Source organism: Nocardiopsis sp. TSRI0078 (assembly GCF_001905145.1).
GTDB lineage: Bacteria > Actinomycetota > Actinomycetes > Streptosporangiales > Streptosporangiaceae > Nocardiopsis.
On the sequence record NZ_LWLB01000023.1, the window covers coordinates 99361 to 118123 of the forward strand.

At 73.7% G+C, this 18763-nt stretch carries 17 protein-coding genes; 9 read left to right on the plus strand and 8 right to left on the minus strand.

Going from position 1 to position 18763, the window contains the following annotated elements; genetic code table 11:
* Nucleotides 1–220 precede the first annotated feature (220 nt).
* Nucleotides 221–763: a GNAT family N-acetyltransferase gene (locus A6A08_RS14885; RefSeq protein ID WP_073703196.1), complete on the plus strand. Its 543-nt coding sequence runs from the start codon at nt 221–223 to the stop codon at nt 761–763.
* A 57-nt stretch (nt 764–820) separates the two neighbouring features.
* Here the strand turns inward: A6A08_RS14885 and A6A08_RS14890 are convergent, their stop codons facing one another.
* Nucleotides 821–1315 (minus strand): hypothetical protein, encoded by a 495-nt coding sequence (locus tag A6A08_RS14890; protein ID WP_073703197.1) that lies wholly within the window; start codon nt 1313–1315, stop codon nt 821–823.
* A gap of 427 nt (nt 1316–1742) precedes the next feature.
* Between A6A08_RS14890 and A6A08_RS14895 the strand changes: the two genes are divergently transcribed.
* Together A6A08_RS14895 and A6A08_RS14900 are read left to right on the plus strand one after the other, a co-directional pair.
* Nucleotides 1743–2981: a hypothetical protein gene (locus A6A08_RS14895; RefSeq protein ID WP_073703198.1), complete on the plus strand. Its 1239-nt coding sequence runs from the start codon at nt 1743–1745 to the stop codon at nt 2979–2981.
* A 103-nt stretch (nt 2982–3084) separates the two neighbouring features.
* On the plus strand, nt 3085–5154 hold the full coding sequence (locus tag A6A08_RS14900) for an FUSC family protein (protein WP_083609126.1): 2070 nt from the start codon (nt 3085–3087) through the stop codon (nt 5152–5154).
* Between the two features lie 60 nt (nt 5155–5214).
* On the opposite strand, the gene A6A08_RS14905 is transcribed toward A6A08_RS14900, so the two are convergent.
* Nucleotides 5215–5868, minus strand: a complete 654-nt coding sequence (locus A6A08_RS14905) for a cyclase family protein (RefSeq protein WP_073703200.1) — start codon at nt 5866–5868, stop codon at nt 5215–5217.
* 272 nt (nt 5869–6140) lie between these two features.
* Here A6A08_RS14905 and A6A08_RS14910 point away from each other — a divergent pair, with 272 nt between their 5' ends.
* The 6 genes from A6A08_RS14910 to A6A08_RS14935 all read left to right on the plus strand — a co-directional run bounded on the left by A6A08_RS14910 (nt 6141) and on the right by A6A08_RS14935 (nt 13102).
* A complete protein-coding gene (locus tag A6A08_RS14910; protein WP_073703201.1) occupies nt 6141–6824 on the plus strand; it encodes a 1-acyl-sn-glycerol-3-phosphate acyltransferase in 684 nt (227 codons plus the stop codon).
* 338 nt (nt 6825–7162) lie between these two features.
* Nucleotides 7163–8509, plus strand: a complete 1347-nt coding sequence (locus A6A08_RS14915) for an FAD-dependent oxidoreductase (protein WP_073703202.1) — start codon at nt 7163–7165, stop codon at nt 8507–8509.
* A gap of 378 nt (nt 8510–8887) precedes the next feature.
* Nucleotides 8888–11467, plus strand: coding sequence for a penicillin-binding transpeptidase domain-containing protein (locus tag A6A08_RS14920; protein ID WP_073703203.1), 2580 nt, complete (start codon nt 8888–8890; stop codon nt 11465–11467).
* 348 nt (nt 11468–11815) lie between these two features.
* A complete protein-coding gene (locus tag A6A08_RS14925) occupies nt 11816–12112 on the plus strand; it encodes a hypothetical protein (RefSeq protein WP_073703204.1) in 297 nt (98 codons plus the stop codon).
* 79 nt (nt 12113–12191) lie between these two features.
* The gene (locus A6A08_RS14930) at nt 12192–12440 is read left to right on the plus strand and encodes a hypothetical protein (RefSeq protein WP_073703205.1); all 249 of its coding nucleotides are present in this window, start codon (nt 12192–12194) and stop codon (nt 12438–12440) included.
* Between the two features lie 95 nt (nt 12441–12535).
* Nucleotides 12536–13102 (plus strand): CAP domain-containing protein, encoded by a 567-nt coding sequence (locus A6A08_RS14935; protein ID WP_073703206.1) that lies wholly within the window; start codon nt 12536–12538, stop codon nt 13100–13102.
* Nucleotides 13103–13319: 217 nt separating this feature from the next.
* Here A6A08_RS14935 and A6A08_RS14940 read toward each other — a convergent pair whose 3' ends face one another.
* The 6 genes from A6A08_RS14940 to A6A08_RS14965 form a co-directional block, all read right to left on the minus strand.
* The gene (locus tag A6A08_RS14940; RefSeq protein WP_073703207.1) at nt 13320–13676 is read right to left on the minus strand and encodes a DUF3040 domain-containing protein; all 357 of its coding nucleotides are present in this window, start codon (nt 13674–13676) and stop codon (nt 13320–13322) included.
* A gap of 203 nt (nt 13677–13879) precedes the next feature.
* On the minus strand, nt 13880–14965 hold the full coding sequence (locus A6A08_RS14945; RefSeq protein ID WP_073703537.1) for an ABC transporter ATP-binding protein: 1086 nt from the start codon (nt 14963–14965) through the stop codon (nt 13880–13882).
* A complete protein-coding gene (locus A6A08_RS14950) occupies nt 14965–15810 on the minus strand; it encodes an ABC transporter permease (protein ID WP_378698994.1) in 846 nt (281 codons plus the stop codon). Before A6A08_RS14950 ends, A6A08_RS14945 begins: the two co-directional genes overlap by 1 nt.
* Nucleotides 15807–16613 carry a molybdate ABC transporter substrate-binding protein gene (modA, locus tag A6A08_RS14955; protein WP_073703208.1) on the minus strand — a complete coding sequence of 269 codons (807 nt, stop codon included), beginning with the start codon at nt 16611–16613 and terminating at the stop codon, nt 15807–15809. Before modA ends, A6A08_RS14950 begins: the two co-directional genes overlap by 4 nt.
* Entirely contained in the window at nt 16606–17007 is a 402-nt protein-coding gene (locus tag A6A08_RS14960; RefSeq protein ID WP_073703209.1) for a molybdopterin-binding protein, read from the minus strand. Before A6A08_RS14960 ends, modA begins: the two co-directional genes overlap by 8 nt.
* 115 nt (nt 17008–17122) lie before the next feature.
* The gene (locus A6A08_RS14965) at nt 17123–18745 is read right to left on the minus strand and encodes a glycoside hydrolase family 10 protein (RefSeq protein ID WP_073703210.1); all 1623 of its coding nucleotides are present in this window, start codon (nt 18743–18745) and stop codon (nt 17123–17125) included.
* Between the last annotated feature and the right edge of the window lie 18 nt (nt 18746–18763).

Here is an 18763-nt window from a genome sequence, read left to right on the forward strand (position 1 = left end):
CGCCCACGGGGCACTACGTGACACCACGGAAAGAAAAAGCGATTTTCTTTCCCGAAGGGCATCTCACGCGCCTCTTTCCTCCGTGTCGCACACGCCCAGATTGGTACCGACACGTACAGTCGGTTCCACAGCTCGAACACGGGCCCCTCCAACGGGACCCCGGAGGGGAACAGCACCCAATGCTGGTGAAACGGGGGAGAAAAACATGCAAAATTCTCTGATGACCAAACCTCGACCCGCCGACGTGGGTGTCCTCCGCTTCCGCTACCTGGGCGTGCACGAGATAGAGGAACTCGCGGACCTGTGGGGCGCCCTCCACCAGCAGCACACGCTGACCGCCCCCCACCTCGCGGACATCATCGGCGAGGTGAGCCTGGAGGAGTCCTGGAGGCGCCGCCGCGCCCAGTACATCTCCTGGCTCTCCGACCCCGACACCATGGCCATCCTCGCCGAGAGCGGCGGCGACCTGGCCGGGTACGCGATGGTGACCGTCCGCGAGAACGCCCAGGGCAGCTGGGACCGCGGTGAGCGCGTCGCGGTCGTGCAGACCTTCGCCATCGACCCCGAGTACACCGGTACCGGCGTGGGCTCCAAGCTGCTGGAGGAGGTGCGCCACCAGCTCGCCGCCATGGGTGTGCGCGACATCGAGTTCTCCGCGCTGGCCACGGCCTCCGAGGACATCCGCTTCCTGGAGCAGGAGGGCTTCCGGCCCTTCGTGACCACCATGGTCTGCCGCGTGGACGGCTTCGGCGCCCACGACTGACCGGACCTCCGCCGCCGTCCGCCGCGTCCCTGCCCCGGGGCGCGGCGGTTGCGCGTCTCACTCCTTCCGGTCCCAGGCCCAGGCGAGCACGGAGAAGGCGCCCAGCAAGGCGACCGCCGCCCACCACCACGGCCCGACGCGGTACACGCACGTGTCGGCGATGCCGAACAGCGGACTCCCGCACAGGCGGCGGAACCCGTCCAGGGACTGCGGGGCGATCACCGGAGCGCAGGCGAGGCACACCGCGCCGACCGCGCCGACCGCCGCGGCAGCGGGCCGCCCGGCTCCGCCCCGGCCGGAGCGGAGCCGCGCCCGGAGCAGCAGGGCGACCCACGCGATGACCGCGGTCATCACCACCCACCCCCACAGCAGGGAGGTCCTCCCGTCACACGGGGGATCGACGTGGTGCAGGGGCACCGACCAGGGATCCGGGGCCCGCGGGACACCCCAGAGGCGGCACTCTCCCCCCAGTACGGAGAGGAGCAGGAGCGCCACGCCCAGGGCCCAGGCGAACAGGGCGGCCACGGACACCGCCAGGAGCAGGCGGAGCACCGCCGGCCCCGCTCCGGACGCGCTCGTCCTCCGGGTGTTCGGTGCGCGAGATACCGATCGCACGGAAAATCCGCTCCCCACGTTCGTCGGCGGGGTCCGCCCGACGCGGCCCCGTCCGGTCCGACGCGTCGGGGCGGACCGCGGTTCGCAGCACGCGCCGGATCGGCCGGAACCGCCGCCGGTGCGCGCCAGGGGACTTCCGGCGCCGTGATCCCGCACCCATGGCGCGCTCGGACATCCGACCTCGCCGCAGGTACGGGATCACGCCGGTCGGAGCCGAGCCGGTGGGCCCTTCCGGCCACAGCGGCACGGGCCGTCGGCGGCCGCGCCCTCCCGGTGCCCCGTGGCGCCCTCCCCCGCTCCGCAGGGGCCGGCGAGACGACACACCCTCCGCGCCGGAGGCGGGCGAACCGCTACGCTCACCCCCGTGGCCTCCTCCGACTCCAACACCTGCAACTTCCCCGGCTGCGACCGGCCGGTGCCCCGCGCCTCCTCCCCCGGTCGCCCGCCCCAGTACTGCGACCTGCCCGAACACACCCGGTGGCGGGCCTGGAAGGAACGCCAGCGCCAGGCCCAGGAGGCCGAGCGCCAGGAGGAGCAGACCCGGGCCGCCCAGGAGGAGGCCGCCGCGCCCTCCCCCGCTCCCGGCGCCGAACCGGTCACCGCCGCGCGTCTGCGCGCCGACGACCTGCTCACCCGTTTCGCGGTCCAGAGCGAGCAGCTGACCGCCACCCTCCGGGCCGCCACCGAGGCGTTCTCCACCATGACCGACCCGGCCGCGGCCGAGGCACAGGTGGAGGCGGCCCGCCTGGCCGGGGCCCGGCACGCCGCCGAGGCCGACAGCGCACGGCTGGAGGCCGAGAACCGCCGCCGGGAGGCCGAACGCGCCCTGCGCGCGGCCGAGGACGCCGCCGCCTCGGCCGTGGCCGCCACCCAGGAGGCCGAGCGCATGGCGGAGGAGGCCCTGGCCGACCGGGACGCCGCCCAGACCGAACGGGGCCGCCAGCAGATCCTGGCCCGGGAGGCCCGGGCCGAGCGCGACGCCGCCGTCACCGAGGCCAACGCCGGTCTGGCCTCCGCCGAGCGCCGGATCGCCGAGCAGGCCGCCAGGGCCCGTGAGGAGCTGGAACATGAGCGCGCCGAGGCCGCCCGGCGCCTGCAGCACGCGCGCGCCGAGATCGAGGGCCTGCGCGCCGAGACGGCCGAGCACGTCCGCCGACGCGACGAGGCCGTCCTGGCCGCCGAGAGCGCCCGGGCCCGCGCCGAGCGCGCCGAGGAGCAGGCCCACCAGGCCGCCCGGACCCTGGCCGCCGAGCGCGAGCGCCTGGACGCCGAGCTGGAGCGGTCCCGCGAGCGCCTGGAGGCGGACCGGGCCGCTGCCGCCGCCGAGCGCGAGCGCCTCACCGCCGAGCTCGAACGCCTGCACGCCGAGCGCGAGCGCCTGACCGGGGAGCTCGACGCCCAGCGCCGCAACGCCGAGATCACCCTGGCCGAGTCCAGGGAGGCCGCCGCGGCCCGCCTGGCCCTGGCCGAGGAGGCGCGCGACCGGGCCGTGGAACGCGCCGAACACGCCGAGCGGCGCGCCGAGGAGGCGGAGGCCCGGGCCGAGCAGGCCGGGAGCGGCGGGAGCACCGGGGCGGGTGGCAGAGCCGCCGCCGAGGCGTGACGGACCTCCCTCCCTGTGTCCAGGAAGTCACCTAAGCACCGGTTCATCCCGGTCTAGGATGGAAATCGTGCGAGATCTGGGAACCACTGGAGACACCGGGCCGATGGACCTGGGTGGTTCCCCCGGCGAAGGACCCGAACGCGTCGCAGTGGGCGCCCGACCCCGTCCCAGGGTCGACCTCAAGGCACTGTTCGGCCTGCAGTCCGGCGCCTGGGCGTGGACCACCGCGGTCAAGGCCGCCCTGTCCATGTCACTCTCCTTCGCCCTGGCCGCGTGGCTGTTCGGCCCCGAGGTCGGCACACTGGCCGCCCTGGGCTCCATGACGGTCCTGTACGAGAAGAAGACGCCCTACGTCTACCGCTCGGCCGCCCTGGCCCTGGTCGGCCTGGGCTTCGTGGCCAGCGTCGCCCTCGGCTCCTTCGCCTCGGCCCTGGCCCCCTGGGCCCCCGTGCTGTCCATCGGGCTGACCGCCGGGGTCGCCACGTGGGTGTGCGCCGCATGGCGGGTGGACAAGCCCGGAGCCCTGTTCTTCGTGCTGGTCGGCGCGATCTCCACCATCGCCCCCGGCGGACTGGCCGACGTCCCCTTCCACGCGGCGGTGGCCGCCGTCGGCGCGGCCATCGGCTGGTCGGTGTCGATGTCCGGCGCGCCCGTGCGCGCCCGCCACCCCGAGTACCGCGCCGTGGCCGGGGCCTACCGCCAGCTCGCGTCCCTGCTGCGCTCCGTGGGCACCCCCGACCTGGACCACGCCCAGCACGAGGCCTCGGTGGCGGTGGCCGAGGCCTGGCGGATCGTCCTGCTGGCGCAGACCCGCGGCTACCGCACCACCCCCGAGGCGGCCCGGCTGCGCTCCCTGCTGCGCTGGGTCTCCGACGTGCACCTGTCCACCACCCAGGTGTGCATGGCCCGCCCCACGCCGCTGCCGGAGAAGGCGGCCGACTTCGCCGAACGCATGGCGCGGGCCGTGGCCGACCCGGCCCGCGCCCCCGAACCCGAGGAGCTGGACGAGCTGCGCCGGGGCATGCGCCCCCGTTCCCTGGAGGCCCGGCTCTACGGCCAGCTGGCCCGGGCCGCCCAGTCCGCGCGCCGCGCCTCCCACGAGGACGACGAGCGGGCGGACGCCCTGCACGACGAGCGCTATCCGGCGCTGTGGGACTCGCTGCGCTCCAGTCTGGGCTCGGACTCGCTGGTACGCCCCACCGCGCTGCGCATGTGGATCACGGTGACCGCGGCGGGCGCGTTCAGCCTGTTCATGGGCCTGGACCACTACTACTGGGTGGGCCTGACCACGACCGCCGTCCTCCAGGCGGGCAACGTGGTGCTGACCATGAACCGCTCCCTGCAGCGTTCGCTGGGCACCCTGGTGGGCGTGTTCATCGGTGCCGCGGTGATCGCGACGCATCCGCCGCTGGCCCTGACCATCGTGCTCGCCGGGGCCTTCCAGGGCCTCACCCAGCTGGTGGTGGGCCGCAACTTCTTCTACGCCTCGGTGCTGGTGACGCCGATGGCGCTGCTGCTGGCCAACACCGCCGCGCCCGACCCCATCACCGACCTGGCCGGGTCGCGCATCATCGACACCGTGGTGGGCTCGGCGTTCGGCCTGCTGGGCGCGCTGCTGCTGTGGCGCAGGGCGTCGGCGACCCGCCTGCCCCAGGCCATCACGAGCGTGCTGAGGATCGCGCGCGAGTGCATCGTGGCGGTCCTGGACCAGGACGTGGAGATCGGCCCGGAGCGCCGCTACCGGCTGCGCCGGGACATGCGGGCGGCCCTGGTGAACCTGCGCGGGGTCTACGACAGCGCGATCGGGGACGTGCCGCGCGCGGCCTCCACCCTGCCGCTGTGGCCGGTGGTGGTGGCCACCCAGCGCACCGGTTACCTGGCGCTGGCGGCGCTGGCGCGGGACATACCCGAAGCGGCCGGCGTCATCACCCTGCAGCGGGTGGACCTGGCCTTCGGGGAGCTGGTCTCCTCGATGGAGGAGAGGCGCACCCCGCGCATGGGCGCCGTACCCCGCCTGCCCGCCTACCCGCGGCTCAACATGGAGCTGCGGGCGCTGTCCAACGCGATGACCAGCGCGGTCGCCCAGGACGAGCGCGCGGCCCGCCAGGAGGCCGAGCGGCGGGCCCAGCGCGAGCGGCACCGGGCCCAAAGGGACGTGGACGCCGACCTCTGAGCCCCCTCAGGGCGGGCGGGCCGGCCCCGGGCGACCGGGGCTTCCCCGGCCAGGCCCCGCTCAGTCCGTGAGGGCGAAGGCACGCACGGGGAAGGCGGCCATCCCGCGGACCTTGGCGGGCACCGCGAAGAAGGTGAAGCCGTCCTCGGGCAGCTGGTCGAGCAGGCACAGGTGCGAGACGACGGGGATCCCGGCGGCCAGCAGGACGGCCAGCGCGGGGCGGGCGCCCTCGGCGGTGGGAGAGGTGTCGTCCACACCGACCGAGTCGATGCCCACCAGGGTGGCGCCGCCGTCGACGAGCGCCTTGGCGGCCGCCTCGGTCAGGTACGGGTGCTCGGGGCCGCCGTAGGCCTCGGTCCGCCAGTGCCGGTCCCAGCCGGTGCGCACCAGCACGGCGCGTCCGTGCACGTCCAGGCCGGAGAGCGCCTCGGGACCGATCGGGGCGGAGGAGGCGATGGTGACGACCACTCCGGGCAGGTCGGCCACGCGGGCCAGGTCCAGGTCGGCGAGGTCGGCGCCGTCCCGGTAGCGGTGGGCGGGCATCTCCACGTAGGTGCCGGTGGCACCGACCATCGTCACGCGCCCGCTGCTGGCTTCGCGGCCGGGGGCGGCGCCGGGGGCCGAGGTACTCTCCTCAACGGCCGGTTCGGGCAGGCCCGGGAAGGTGGTCATCCCGTCGGTGATCTGATGGCTGACGTCGACCAGTTTCGGCATGGCTGTTCTTCCTCGCTTCACGAGCGCGTCGGGAACGACCCCTGACCTGCACCAGAGGTCTAGACCATGAGCCTAGCGCCTGTGACCCCCACCACGGCAGTGTTCCCCCGAACGGATCCGGGGCGGCCGCCCACCGACCCCGCGGCCGCGTCCCGTGCCGCCTGCACCGATAAGCTCGGAGCGCGGACCACGGGAGCCCTCCAGCGCGGGGAGCCCTCCGGACCGTCCGCCCCCGCCGCACGGACCCGCCATTCACCGAGAAGAGCCGACCAGTGTCACTGTACGGAGCCGCCAAAACCGTCATCGCGCCCGCCACCCGCGTGGTGTGGCCCCAGCGCGTGGAGGGCGTGCACAACGTCCCGGCGCACGGCCCGCTGATCCTGGCCGTCAACCACCTGGCGCTGATCGACCCGCTCTTCATCGGCGTGGCCTGTCCCCGGCCGGTGCGCTTCATCGCCAAGCAGGAGCTCTTCGACGAGGGGACCCTGCCCCGGCGCCTGTTCTCCCGCGCGCTGCGGGCCATCGGCCAGCTGTCGGTGGACCGGCGTCCGGGCCAGAGCGCCCAGGAGGCCATGGACAACAGCCTGGCGGTGCTGGAGAGCGGCGAGGTGTTCGGGATCTTCCCCGAGGGCACGCGCTCGCCCGACGGCCGCCTCTACCGCGGCCAGACCGGGCTGGCCTGGCTCGCGCTGACCACGGGCGCCCCGGTGGTGCCGGTGGCGCTGGCCGGGACCGAGCGCATCCTGCCGCCCGGACGGAAGGTGCCCTCCCTCAACCGCGTGGGCGTGCGCTTCGGCGAGGCGGTGGACCTGTCGCCGTGGCGGGGCCGGGCCCACATGGCGCGTCCGCGCCGCGAGGCCACCGACGCCATCATGGACGCCATCGCCAAGCTGTCCGGCCAGGAGCAGGTGCCCAGGTTCGCCGCCTCGGTCAAGGCCGAGCTCGACCAGGGATGAGGCCTCCCGGCGCCGGCGGCCGGCACACCCCCGCCTTCACCCGGTGACTTTCCCCACAGCCCGTTCGGAACTCATGTGCCGGTGACGCGGCGTTGACCCCTGTTTGAGGGCTCCTCCGGGACGCCCGCGAGGTGCCCCGGCCCCTCTCTGCCTGCGATGACCGCTCCCGAGGGACTCCGCAGCGTCGCGGCGGCACCTGGCACCACGAGTGGAATTCTCTACCTTTATAGTAGGGTTTCCCGGTGCCGACACCGGATAGATTAGGCAAGCCTTACCTTTTGATGGCGTCCGACTCTGGCGCGAAGACTTGGAGCTGTGCGATGACGCGACCACTGCGAGTGGGAATCGTGGGTGCGGGCCCCGCGGGGATTTACGCCGCGGACCTGCTCACCAAGGACGAGACCCTGTCCGCGTGCGGCACGTCCGTCAGCATCGACATCCTCGACAAGCTGCCCTCCCCCTACGGGCTGGTCCGCTACGGCGTCGCCCCGGACCACCCCCGGATCAAGCAGATCCAGGGGGCGCTGCACAAGATCCTGGACAAGCCGGAGGTCACCTTCTACGGCAACGTCGAGTACGGCGTGGACCTCAAGCTGGAGGACCTGCGCCACCACTACGACGCGGTCGTCTTCGCCACCGGCAGCGACCGCGACCGGCCCCTGGACATCCCGGGCATCGACCTGCCCGGCAGCCACGGCGCCGCCGACTTCGTCTTCTGGTACGACTCCCACCCCGACGTCTCGCCGTCCTGGCACGTCGAGGGCACCAGCGTCGCCGTGATCGGCGCGGGCAACGTCGCCGTCGACGTGGCGCGCATCCTCGCCAAGAGCGCGGACGACCTGATGGACACCGACATCACCGACAACGTGTACGAGGGTCTGCGCGCCAAGCAGATCACCGACGTGCACGTCTTCGCCCGCCGCGGCATCGCCCAGTGCAAGGCCACTCCGATGGAGCTGCGCGAACTGGACAAGCAGCCCGGCGTCGAGGTCATCGTCTACCCCGAGGACTTCGACATGGACGAGGGCAGCCTGCAGGCCTGCGATGAGTCCAACCAGGTCAAGACCAACGTCAAGATCCTGCAGAACTGGGCGATCCGCGACGAGCGCGGCGACGAGCGCCGCCTGCACCTGCACTTCCTGCACAGCCCCGTGGCCGTGCTCGGCGAGGACCGGGTCACGGGCTTTCGGACCGAGCGCATGGAGCTGACCGGCGACGGCAACGTCAGGGGGACCGGCGAGTACGTCGACCACGAGGTGCAGGCCGTCTACCGCGCCATCGGCTACCTGGGATCGCCCCTGGCCGACCTGCCCTTCGACGAGGAGCGCGGCGTCGTCCCCAACGCCGAGGGCCGGGTCCTGGACCTGGACGAGAAGCCGATCGACGGCGTGTACGCCACCGGGTGGATCAAGCGCGGTCCCGTCGGCCTCATCGGCCACACCAAGGGCGACGCCCTGGAGACGGTCACCAACCTGGTGGCCGACCGCGAGTCCTTCACCCCCGCCGCCGAGCCCGACCCCGTCGCCTTCCGCGCCCTGCTGGAGGAGCGCGGCGTGCGCTACACCACCTGGGAGGGCTGGCAGCGGATCGAGGCCAGGGAGGAGGAGCTGGGCGCCGAGCGCGGACGCAAGCGCCTGAAGCTGCTCTCCCGCGAGGAACAGACCAGCGTCGCACGCCAGGAGTAGTCTCCGGCGCGCGTGCTCCCCGGCCGGTCCCGCACCCCTCTGCGGGATCGGCCACCCCTTCCCCGCTTCCGCCCCCTCCCACCGTGAGATTGCGCATGCGCCTCATCCCCGGGTAGCGGAACAACGGCTCTTCCCGATGGGTTAGAGTCACTGTTGGTCGGTGTGGTAGCAAGTGTCCCCCGGGCCTCAACTATTGCCTTCGCGGAATACCGCGTCCGGCCCCGCCCCCGGGTGGGTGACCGTACGGTCAGGAGCCCCGTTGTGCCCCGCGCCGAGAGGCGACCGCCATGCCGACCCTCATCCTCGTGCCCCGCTCCCACCGAGGTGGGAGCGGGGCATCGTGGTATCTCCAGCAAACGCAGCGAAGGACGGTCAGGCGTGGACGAACGGTCCCCCCGGCAGCCGGATTCCTCCGGGCCGCCCGAAGAAACGGACGAGAACCCGGCGCACGCCCCGCGCCCCGAGAACCCCTACCGCATCCCCCGTCGGCCACAGGGGGCACCTCCCACGGACCCCTTCGGCCCCGGTGGACACCAGCCCCCGCGGCCGACGGATCCCGCGCCCCCGCCCGGGTCTGCGTTCGGTGCTCCTCCTGAGAGCCTCTCCCACGAACGGCCTGACGACGCGTGGGGCGCTCCCCCGCGCGAGGATTCCGCACCACACGCCTGGGCGGACCCGCGCCCGGAGGAACAGCCCGACGACGCGTGGGGCGCTCCCCCGCACGGAGGCTCCGCACCACACGCCTGGGCGGACCCGCGCCCGGAGCAACGGCCCGCCGCCTCCTGGAGCGGTCCGGAGGGCTCCGACGCCCCCGACCGCTCCTGGGACGCGCCCCGAAGCGGTGGTTCCCCCACCGACTCCTGGGACGCCCCCTCGGCTCCGGGACCGAACCGCCCCGAGGGCTGGGACACCCCCTATCCCTCGGCACAGGGACCCGCCGGCGGCTGGAGCGACCACGGCGGCGGGGCTCCCGGCGGTCCCGGTCCCGCCCACGACTCCTGGCAGGAGCCCTCCCCGACCGGGTACGAGGCACCGTCGGGCCGTGACGGCTCCTGGGACGAGGACCCCTATCCCGGCGGGCCCGTCCACCACGGCGACACCCCCTATCCGGGAGGCCCGCCCGAGCCGGAGTACGAGGCCGCGGCGTCCGCGCCACGGTCCGGGCAGCGCCCCGCGGAGGGCTTCGAGTACCTCTACGGCGGCGCGTCCCCCGGCGGACCGGGCGGCCCCGGCCACCCCGACGGCCCCGACTACTCCGGAGCCGAGGGCTACGACCCTGCTCCCCCGCCGCCGCGCAGGTCGCGGCGCGGTCTGGTCATCGGCGTCGTCTCCGCCGTGGTGGTCCTGCTGCTCGTCGGCGGCGCCGCCTCCTGGTACGTCCTGACGATGCCCCGGCCCGAGGAGACCACCGCCGAGTACGAGGCCGCGTGGGAGGCGCAGGACTACGAGCGGCTGGCCGCGGTCACCACCGGCGGCGACGCCGCCTCGGTGCTCAGCGGAATCGACGCGGGACTGGGTATCGAGTCCCTCGACGTGGAGGTCGGCGCGCCGAGCACCGAGGGAGGCGGCGGCAGCGCCTCCTACGAGGTCACGGTGAGCCTGACCAACGCCGGCGACTGGGGCTGGGAGGGCGAGCTTCCGCTGGTCCGCGAGGATGGCGAGTGGTGGGTGGACTTCTCCCCCGAGGTCGCCTACCCCGGCCTGGGCGAGGGCCAGGTCCTGGCCCGCACCGCCGTGTGGGGCGAGCGCGGACACATCCTCGCCGCCGACGGTACCCGGATCGACACCACCGACGTCTCCGGTTCGCTGCAGATGCTCGCGGGCTCCCTGGGCGAGGCCACCGAGGAGGACGTCGAGCGCCTCGGCCCGGCCTACAGCGTCGGCGACACCATCGGCGTCGGCGGGCTCCAGCGCACCTACGAGGAACGGCTGGCCGGTGAGGCCGCCACGACCATCGTGATGGCCGACGCGGCCGCGGCGGAGGACCCCGCCTCCCTGGAGGTCACCGAGGAGAACACGGTGGCCACCCTGGACGGCTCCGACGGCGAGGACATCACCACCAGCATCGACATGGCCGTCCAGGACGCGGCCTCCAACGCCATCATCGGCTCCGGCGACCCCGCCGGGATGGTGGCCCTGCGTCCCTCCACCGGGGAGATCCTGGCCGCGGTGAACGTGCCCGGCGGGATGAACCGGGCCTTCGAGGGCCAGTACGCCCCCGGGTCGACGTTCAAGGTCGTCTCCTACAGCGCCCTGCTGGACAACGGGGTGGGCGTGGACACCCCCATGAACTGCACCGAGGAGTACGACCCGGGCGGCTGGACCTTCACCAACGCGGGTGGCGCCGCCTACGGGGCCCAGTCGATGACCCAGGCGTTCGCGACCTCCTGCAACACGGCCCTGGTGCAGCAGGTCGTGGACCGGATCGACCCGGGCATCCTGCAGGCCAGCGCCGAGCAGTTCGGGATGAACGCGCCCCTGGACGTCGGCGTGCCCACGTTCGAGCCGTCGTTCCCGACGCCGGACGGCAACGTCCTGCTGGGCGCGCAGAGCATCGGCCAGGGCCAGATCCTCACCTCGCCGCTGCACATGGCCACGGTGCCCGCAGCGGTCGCCGACGGTTCCTGGCGCCATCCCGTACTGGTGACCGACCCCGTGCGGGAGGGGATGCCCGAGCCCCGGCCGGTCACCCACGCCGACACGCTGCGGACGATGATGCGCGCGGTCGTCACCGAGGGCACCGCCAAGGACCTGTCCTTCCAGGGCGAGGTGTACGGCAAGACGGGCACCGCCGAGTACGGCACCCCCGAGGACGCGGACGAGGACGGCAACCTGCCCAGCCACGCCTGGATGATCGGCTTCAAGGGCGACGTGGCCTTCGCCGTGGTGGTCGAGGGCGGTGGGGGCGGTTCGTCCGTGGCCGGTCCGCTGGCCGTGAAGTTCGCCAACGCCCTCTGACCTCCCGTCGGCTCCCGCCGACGTGAACGGCGCGTACCGGTTCCGCCGGTGCGCGCCGTTCGTGTTCCCGTACATCCGCGAGGGCGCCTCGGGCGTCGGGTCCGCCGCGGCCGGGGGCGGCCCGGACCCTTCCCTGTTCGGAGCACATGCCCTTCCAGACCAGGGAAAATCGGATCCAAAACGGCCAATTATTACTTTAAGCTATTGAGTTACTACTAAGAGTTAATACGTTCGGTCTCGGGGCAGATGTACGAACGGCGCCAGGAGAACGGTTCCCTCCGGGGTCGAGATGGGGGGACCCGCGCCATCGGCCTGGCAGAGAGCCAGTCCGCCTCGAAAGGACACAGCATGAACCGCAAGTCTCTCACCCGGCTCGCCTTCGCCGCCGTCGCCGTCCCGGCCCTCGCCTTCGGCGCTCCGGCCACGGCTCTGGCCGACAGCTTCTTCTCGGGTGGGTCCAACGCGGCGGGCCCCAAGGGCGCCGTGAGCTACGAAGTGAAGGCGGTCGCCTTCGACGGCCACCACGACAAGGACGAGGACGACGACAACGGCCACCACGACGGCGGTGCCTTCTTCAAGAAGAGCGCCTCCTGGGCCGGCCCCCACGGCGCCGGTATCCACAGCGTCGTCAGCGCTGCGCGCTAGAGATCGGTTCTGCCGGACGCGGCGGTCCGCGGACCGCCGCGTCCGGCGGGCGTGACCCGACCATTTCGAAGGAGAACCGATGACTCCAAGACGACGAGCACTGTTCCTGACCGTCCTGGCGTCCGGCCTGGCCCTGGGTGCGCCCTCGGTCGCGGCCGCCGACGCGAGCTTCCACAGCAGTTTCGGCGCCGCCGGCGTCGAGGGAGCCACCATGACGGTGGTACACAGCCACGCGGACGAGGACGGGAAGGTCACCTACGAGTACGTGACCTACACGGCCTCCATGCACGGCGCCGCGGTGGACAGGACCACCAGCGCGGCGAAGTGAGTTCCTTTGCGGGCGGACGGCCTCCGGTCGTCCGCCCCTGGTATGCGCGGAGGCGTCGCGGCAGGCGGAGCCCCGCGTGCGGAAGGTGGAAGGACATGCGAAACCGGTGGGTGCGAGGCCCCGTCCTCGCGGGACTGGCGATGGCCCTGTGCTGCGCTGGTGTGACGGGGGCGGCCGACCCCTTCGGGGAGGGGGCCCCGCCGCCCGCCTCCGGGCCCGGTGGCGGCTGGCCGCCGCCCTGGGTCAGCGGCTCGGAGGCGGAGCAGGCCGAGCCCTGGCCCGAGGCCGAGGCCGAGGTCGTACGGCTGCTGAACACGAAGAGGGCCGAGGCCGGGTGCTCCGCGTTGGGCACCGACGAGGTGCTCGCCAAGGCGGCCCGTGAGCACAGCCAGGCCAGGGCCGGGGGAGGTTCGGCCACCGGCTCGCCGTTCCTCCACGAGGCCTCGGCCGGCGACCGTGCCCGCGACCTGGGATACGACCGCGTCGCGGGCGAGGTCGTGGCCAGGGGCTTCGAGACGCCCGAGGAGGCCGTGCGGGCCTGGACCAGCCACTCCGGGCACGACAAGGTGCTCATGAGGTGCTCCGCCAAGGAGGTCGGCGCGGGCGTCGTGCACGACGAGGACGGCCCCTTCTGGACCCTGGTCCTCGGCTACGGTTCCTGAACGCGTTCCCCGGCGGGCGGTGCGCCCGGTACCGATGGTGAACGCACGACGGCGTGTGGCGCGCACCCGCACAGGTGCGCGTCACACGCCGTCGCGTGTCGGAGCCCGGGGTGCCGCTCCGAAGGAGGCCCCCGGAGGACCGTGGTCCCCCTGGATCAGGCCGACCGGGCCCACGGGCGCCCCTGCCGCGGCGAAGGTGCCCGCCGTACGACGGTGGTCAGGGCGCTTCGACTGGTTCCGTCCCGTTGGCTCCGGTGTTCGCCGGATCGGTGTCCAGAGGGTCCTCCTCCGGCACCGGGCCACCGGTGGTCTCCGACGTGCTGGCGGGCGCCGGCGCGGACGGTTGCGGTGTACTCGGGGTGAGCACGAACAGCAGCACCAGCAGGCTGGCCGTGACCGCCGCGATCAGGGCGCACGCCACCCACGGCCTCCAGCTGGCCAGGTTGGGATCCGCCGGCGCGTCGGGATCCTCGGATCCGAAGGACTCCATGCGTCCGGCAAGGTCCGGCTCCTCCTCGCTGAGCTGCCGCTCGATCTCCTCGAGGATCCTTCTCTCGTGCTCTCTCAGGGACATGGCACCCTCCTCGGCCGCTGGGGGAAGGACTCTTCGTCGCCAGGTTTCTACAGTCTCCCCAGCGTCAGGGTGAGATATCCAGATGTGCACAGGTTTTCCGTTACTGGTTTCAATATCTCTCACTGGGTAGATTTGTGTGCTTTTCTGCTGTCCGAGGCGGCCCGAGAGGAGGCGCGGGCCGTGTGCCGCGGGCGCCGCCGGGATCAGCCCGGATAGCACTCGACCTCGGCGGCCTTGACCCCCGCCCAGACCTCGTCCCCCCGGGTCAGGCCCAGTTCGGCCAGGGCCGCCGGACTGATGTCGGCGGCCAGGGACGGACGGCCCGCCAGGTGCACCCGCACCTGGTCTCCGAAGCGCTCGATTCCCTCCACCCTCAGCCGCCACACGTTGCGCGGGCTGCCGTGCGGGCGCCGCGGATACAGGGCCACGGCGCGCGGCGGGAAGGCCGCCAGGGCGGGGCCGTGGTGGGCCTCGTGCGCCTCCACCCGGGCGGGGCCGCCGGGCCCGTCGGCCTCCAGGGTGACGGTGGTGCCCTCGGCCGTGCCCCGGAACAGGTTCAGCCCCACCAGGCGCGCGACATAGGCGGTGCGGGGGCGCCGAGCCACCTCGGAGGGCGGCCCCTGCTGGACCATCCCGCCGTTCTCGACGACCGCGACCCGGTCGGCGAGCACCATGGCGTCGAGCGGGTCGTGGGTGACCAGCACCGTGGCGCCGTCGAACTCCTCCAGCAGGTGGCGCAGCCGGGCGCGCACGTCGATACGGGTGCTGGCGTCCAGGGCGGCCATGGGCTCGTCCAGCAGCAGCAGGCGCGGGCGCACGGCCAGGGCGCGGGCCAGCGCCACCCGCTGGGCCTGCCCGCCGGAGAGGCCGCCCGGCCGTGAGCGGAGGTGCTCGGACAGGCCCATGTGGGCGAGCAGCCCGGCGGCGCGCTCGCGGGCCTCGGAGCGGGACAGCCCCTGGCAGCGCGGGCCGAAGGCGACGTTGTCCAGGGCACTCATGTGCGGGAAGAGCAGGTAGTCCTGGAAGACCATGCCGACGGGCCTGCGCTCCACGGGGGCGGCGGTCTGGTCGCGGCCGTCCACACGCACGTGGCCGCCGGTGAGGGGGAGCAGTCCGGCCAGGGCTCGCAGGGCCGAGGACTTGCCCGCGCCGTTGGGGCCCAGCAGGGCGAGGATCTCGCCGGGCCGGACCCGCAGGTCCACGTCCAGGGCGAAGCCGCCCCGGTTCAGGCGCAGCCGCGCGTCGAGTACGTGTGCGGGGGCTTCGGGGAGTTCGTCGGTCGGGGCCATCAGGCGTTCGTCCACCTCTCTCGCAGGGTGGCCAGGACGGCCAGGCAGACCAGCAGCAGGACCAGGCTGAGCACGATGGCCGCCTCGGGGTCGTGCTGCATGGCCACGTACACGGCCAGCGGCATGGTCTGCGTGGTGCCGGGGAAGTTCCCGGCGAAGGTGATGGTGGCGCCGAACTCGCCCAGGGCCCGCGCCCAGCACAGGACCGCGCCCGCGCCGATGCCCGGCAGGACCAGGGGCAGGGTGACGCGGGCGAAGACGGTGACCCGGCCGGCGCCCAGGGTGGCGGCGGCCTCCTCGTAGCGGCGGTCCGCCCCGCGCAGCGCGCCCTCCACGCTGATCACCAGGAACGGCATGGCGACGAACACCTGGGCGAGGACGACCGCGGCGGGGGTGAAGGGGAGGGTGATCCCGAACCAGGCGTCCAGGTACCGCCCCAGGAGTCCGTTGCGGCCCAGGACCAGGAGCAGGGCCACACCGCCGACCACGGGCGGGATCACCAGGGGGACGGTGACCAGTGCGCGCACGAGGCGGCGTCCGGGAAAGTCGGTGCGGGCCAGCAGCCAGGCCAGCGGCACCCCCAGGAGCAGGGAGAGGGCGGTGGCCGCGGTGGCGGTGGACAGCGACAGCCACAGGGCCGACAGCACCTCGGGCTCGGTGAGGCGGCCGCCCATGGTGGACCAGGGTGCGCGCACCAGCAGGCCCGCCAGGGGCAGGACGAGGAAGGCGGCGCCCAGGAGCGCGGGCAGGAGCAGCACCCACGGCGGGCGTCCGGGGCGTGCCCGCAGTGTCCGCGGCGCGCGCCCCCGCGGCGGCGCGGGGGCGGGTGTGTGCTCGGGTGTCACGGCGTCTCGAACCCCGCCGCGTCGAGTGCCTCCACGCCCGTCCCGGAGCGGACCAGCTCCACCCAGTCGGCGGCGAGCCCGGCGTCGGAGGTGGCGGACACGACCCCGATGGGGTAGTCGTTGACCGCTGCTCCGGCCTCGGCGAACCCGATGCCCTCGACCCGCTCCCCCGCGGAGACGACGTCGCTGGCGTAGACGAGCCCGGCGTCGACCTCGCCGAGTTCGACCTTCGTCAGGACCGCGCGCACGTCCTCCTCGTAGGTGTCGGGGGCGACCTCCAGCCCGGCCTCCTCCAGGACCGCGGCGGCGGCCGCGCCGCAGGGGACCTCCTCGGCGCAGAAGGCGACGGTGGCGCCCCCTCCCGCGAGGTCGGACAGCTCCCGGACCCCGGCGGGGTTGCCCGGGGGCACGGCGATGCGCAGGGTGTTGGTGGCGAAGACGACACCCCGCTCACCGTGCTCCGCGGCCCAGCCGGCGTCCAGCCCCTCCCCCTCCACGACCCGGCCCATGGTGGCGGTGTCCGCGGAGGCGAAGACGTCGGCGGGGGCCCCGGAGTTGATCTGCACGGCCAGGTCGCTGCTGCCCGCGAAGTTGAGGACCACCTCGGTCCGCGGGTGCCGGTCCTCGAACTCCCGCGCCAGACCGGTGAAGACGTCGGTGAGGGAGGCGGCGGCGAAGACGTCGAGCCGGCCGCCCGGGGCCTCCCCGGCGGAACAGGCGGTGAGGGCGAGGGCGCCCGCGGTCAGGAGGCCGGCCGTCCGGAGTGCACCGGGCGCGCGGGAGCGGAGGGGATGGTCACGCATGGCGCCCTCCGGCGGTCTCCACGACCACGTTGGTGGACTTGACCACCGCCGTGGCGACGCTGCCCACCTCCAGGCCCAGTTCGTCGGCGGCCTCGCGGCTCATCAGGGAGACCACCCGGTGGGGCCCGGCCTGGATCTCCACGCTGGCCATCACCCGGTCGCGGACGACCTCGGTGACCAGCCCGCGGAAGCGGTTGCGGGCCGAGGACAGGCGGCGTGCCGGGTCCTCGTCGGCTCCGGAGCGCATGAGGGCGGCGAGCTCGCCGCCGTCGATCCGGCGCCGTCCGGAGGCGTCGCGGGCGGCGGACAGGCGGCCGGAGTCGACCCATCGGCGGACGGTGTCGGCGCTGACCCCGAGCAGGGTGGCGGCCTCACTGATCTGGAAGGTCGGCATGAAGCCAACCTACCCTCGCACCTGCCACCCGGAAAGGGCGTTTCCGCCAGCAGATCAGTGATTTTTCGTCCGTGTTCCTGGATTATGCGACATTGCCACAGGACGCGGTCCGGCCTCAGCCGCGCACGTCGGCGACCTCGCCGACCGGCCCCTCGGCCCGGTAGTCGTCCAGGGCGGTGACCACGTACCCGGAGCCGTCCTCCAGCGGGGCGGTGTCGGTCAGCCCGGTACGCCCGGTGACGCCCACGAGGTGGTCCGCGGCCACGGCCGCGCAGCGCGCCTCCTCGGAACCGGTTCCGGCCGTGTCGGCGGGCAGCCGGTAGACGGCGTAGAAGCGGGCGCCCTCGACGACCTCCCACTCGACGTCGACGCGCCCCTCCACGGCCCGGGCGGTGACTCCCCCGACCGCGCCGACCAGTGGCCCCTGGTCCTCGGGGGCGTCGGAGCGCGGCGGCAGCGCGGGACGGACGTAGTGGGCCCCGGCCAGCGCGGCGTAGGCGTCGGCGGCCTGCTCGCGCAGGTCCCTGATGGAGAAGTAGACGTCGCCCTCGACCCCGGGCAGTCCGCCGGAGTAGTCGAGCTGGGTACTGAGCGCGTCCTCGCCGCGCCAGCCGTCCTCGCCCACCCGGTAGGCGGCCTGGCCGATGTACAGGTCCACGCCCGTGCCCTCGACCTCCTGGGACCACCAGTCGGCCAGGGCCTCGTAGTCGGCGGTCTCGAAGCCCCGCTCCCAGTACAGCTGCGGCGCGACGTAGTCGACCGTACCCTCCCGGATCCAGGTACGGGTGTCGGCGTACTGGGCGTCGTAGGACTGCAGGCCCGAGCTGGGCGAGCCGTCGGGGTCGGTGGAGTCGTTGCGCCAGATGCCGAACGGCGAGATCCCGAAGCTCACCCACGGCTCGGTCCGCTCGATCTCCTCGTGGACGCCGGCGATGAGCCGGTCGACGTTGTCGCGGCGCCAGTCGCCCCGGTCGTCGAAGTCCCCGCCGTGCTCCTCCCAGGAGGCATCGTCGTCGAACTCCTCACCGTCCTTGGGATAGGGGTAGAAGAAGTCGTCGAAGTGCACGCCGTCGACGTCGTAGCGCTCCACCACGTCCATGATCACGCGGGTCACCCACGCGCGGACCTCGGGGTTGCCGGGGTCGAGGTAGGCCTCGTCCCCGTAGTCCACCAGCCATGCGGGGTTGCGCCTGGCCGGATGCTCCTCGGCCAGGTTCTCCACGTCGGGGTCCTGGAATCCGACCCGGTAGGGGTTGAACCAGGCGTGCAGCTCCAGTCCCCGCTCGTGCGCCCCGGCCACGGCGTACTCCAGCGGGTCGTAGCCGGGGTCGCCGCCCTGCTCACCCGTGAGGTAGCGCGCCCACGGCTCCAGTTCCGAGGCGTACACGGCGTCGGCCGTGGGACGCACGTGCAGGAAGACCGCGTTGAGGCCCATGCCGGCGGCGGCGTCGAGGTGGGAGTCGAGCTCGGCCTTCTGCTCCTCGGCGGACAGGCCCGGCTCGGAGGGCCAGTCGATGTTGCGGACCGTGGTCAGCCACGCCCCGCGCATCCGGCGCTTGTCCCCCTCGTCCCCGCACCGCACCGGCGCCGCCGCCCCGGCCTGGCCGGCGGCCTCGGGGGACTCCTCGTCGGCGCCCGGCGAGGTGCACCCCGCCAGCAGGGCGGCGGCAGCGGCGGCCGTCGCCGCCCACCGGAGCGCGGCGCGCGTCGAAGGGACGGCACGTGCCACTGGGTCCATGGGGCTGGCCTCCTCCGG

What these genes read in the sequence shown, in the direction of transcription:
- modA (WP_073703208.1), bottom strand. Translation starts at nt 16,613, where the DNA reads ATGCGTGACCATCCCCTCCGCTCCCGCGCGCCCGGTGCACTCCGGACG.
- A6A08_RS14930 (WP_073703205.1), top strand. Translation starts at nt 12,192, where the DNA reads ATGACTCCAAGACGACGAGCACTGTTCCTGACCGTCCTGGCGTCCGGC.
- A6A08_RS14935 (WP_073703206.1), top strand. Translation starts at nt 12,536, where the DNA reads ATGCGAAACCGGTGGGTGCGAGGCCCCGTCCTCGCGGGACTGGCGATG.
- A6A08_RS14945 (WP_073703537.1), bottom strand. Translation starts at nt 14,965, where the DNA reads ATGGCCCCGACCGACGAACTCCCCGAAGCCCCCGCACACGTACTCGAC.
- A6A08_RS14965 (WP_073703210.1), bottom strand. Translation starts at nt 18,745, where the DNA reads ATGGACCCAGTGGCACGTGCCGTCCCTTCGACGCGCGCCGCGCTCCGG.
- A6A08_RS14960 (WP_073703209.1), bottom strand. Translation starts at nt 17,007, where the DNA reads ATGCCGACCTTCCAGATCAGTGAGGCCGCCACCCTGCTCGGGGTCAGC.
- A6A08_RS14885 (WP_073703196.1), top strand. Translation starts at nt 221, where the DNA reads ATGACCAAACCTCGACCCGCCGACGTGGGTGTCCTCCGCTTCCGCTAC.
- A6A08_RS14900 (WP_083609126.1), top strand. Translation starts at nt 3,085, where the DNA reads ATGGACCTGGGTGGTTCCCCCGGCGAAGGACCCGAACGCGTCGCAGTG.
- A6A08_RS14940 (WP_073703207.1), bottom strand. Translation starts at nt 13,676, where the DNA reads ATGTCCCTGAGAGAGCACGAGAGAAGGATCCTCGAGGAGATCGAGCGG.
- A6A08_RS14905 (WP_073703200.1), bottom strand. Translation starts at nt 5,868, where the DNA reads ATGCCGAAACTGGTCGACGTCAGCCATCAGATCACCGACGGGATGACC.
- A6A08_RS14925 (WP_073703204.1), top strand. Translation starts at nt 11,816, where the DNA reads ATGAACCGCAAGTCTCTCACCCGGCTCGCCTTCGCCGCCGTCGCCGTC.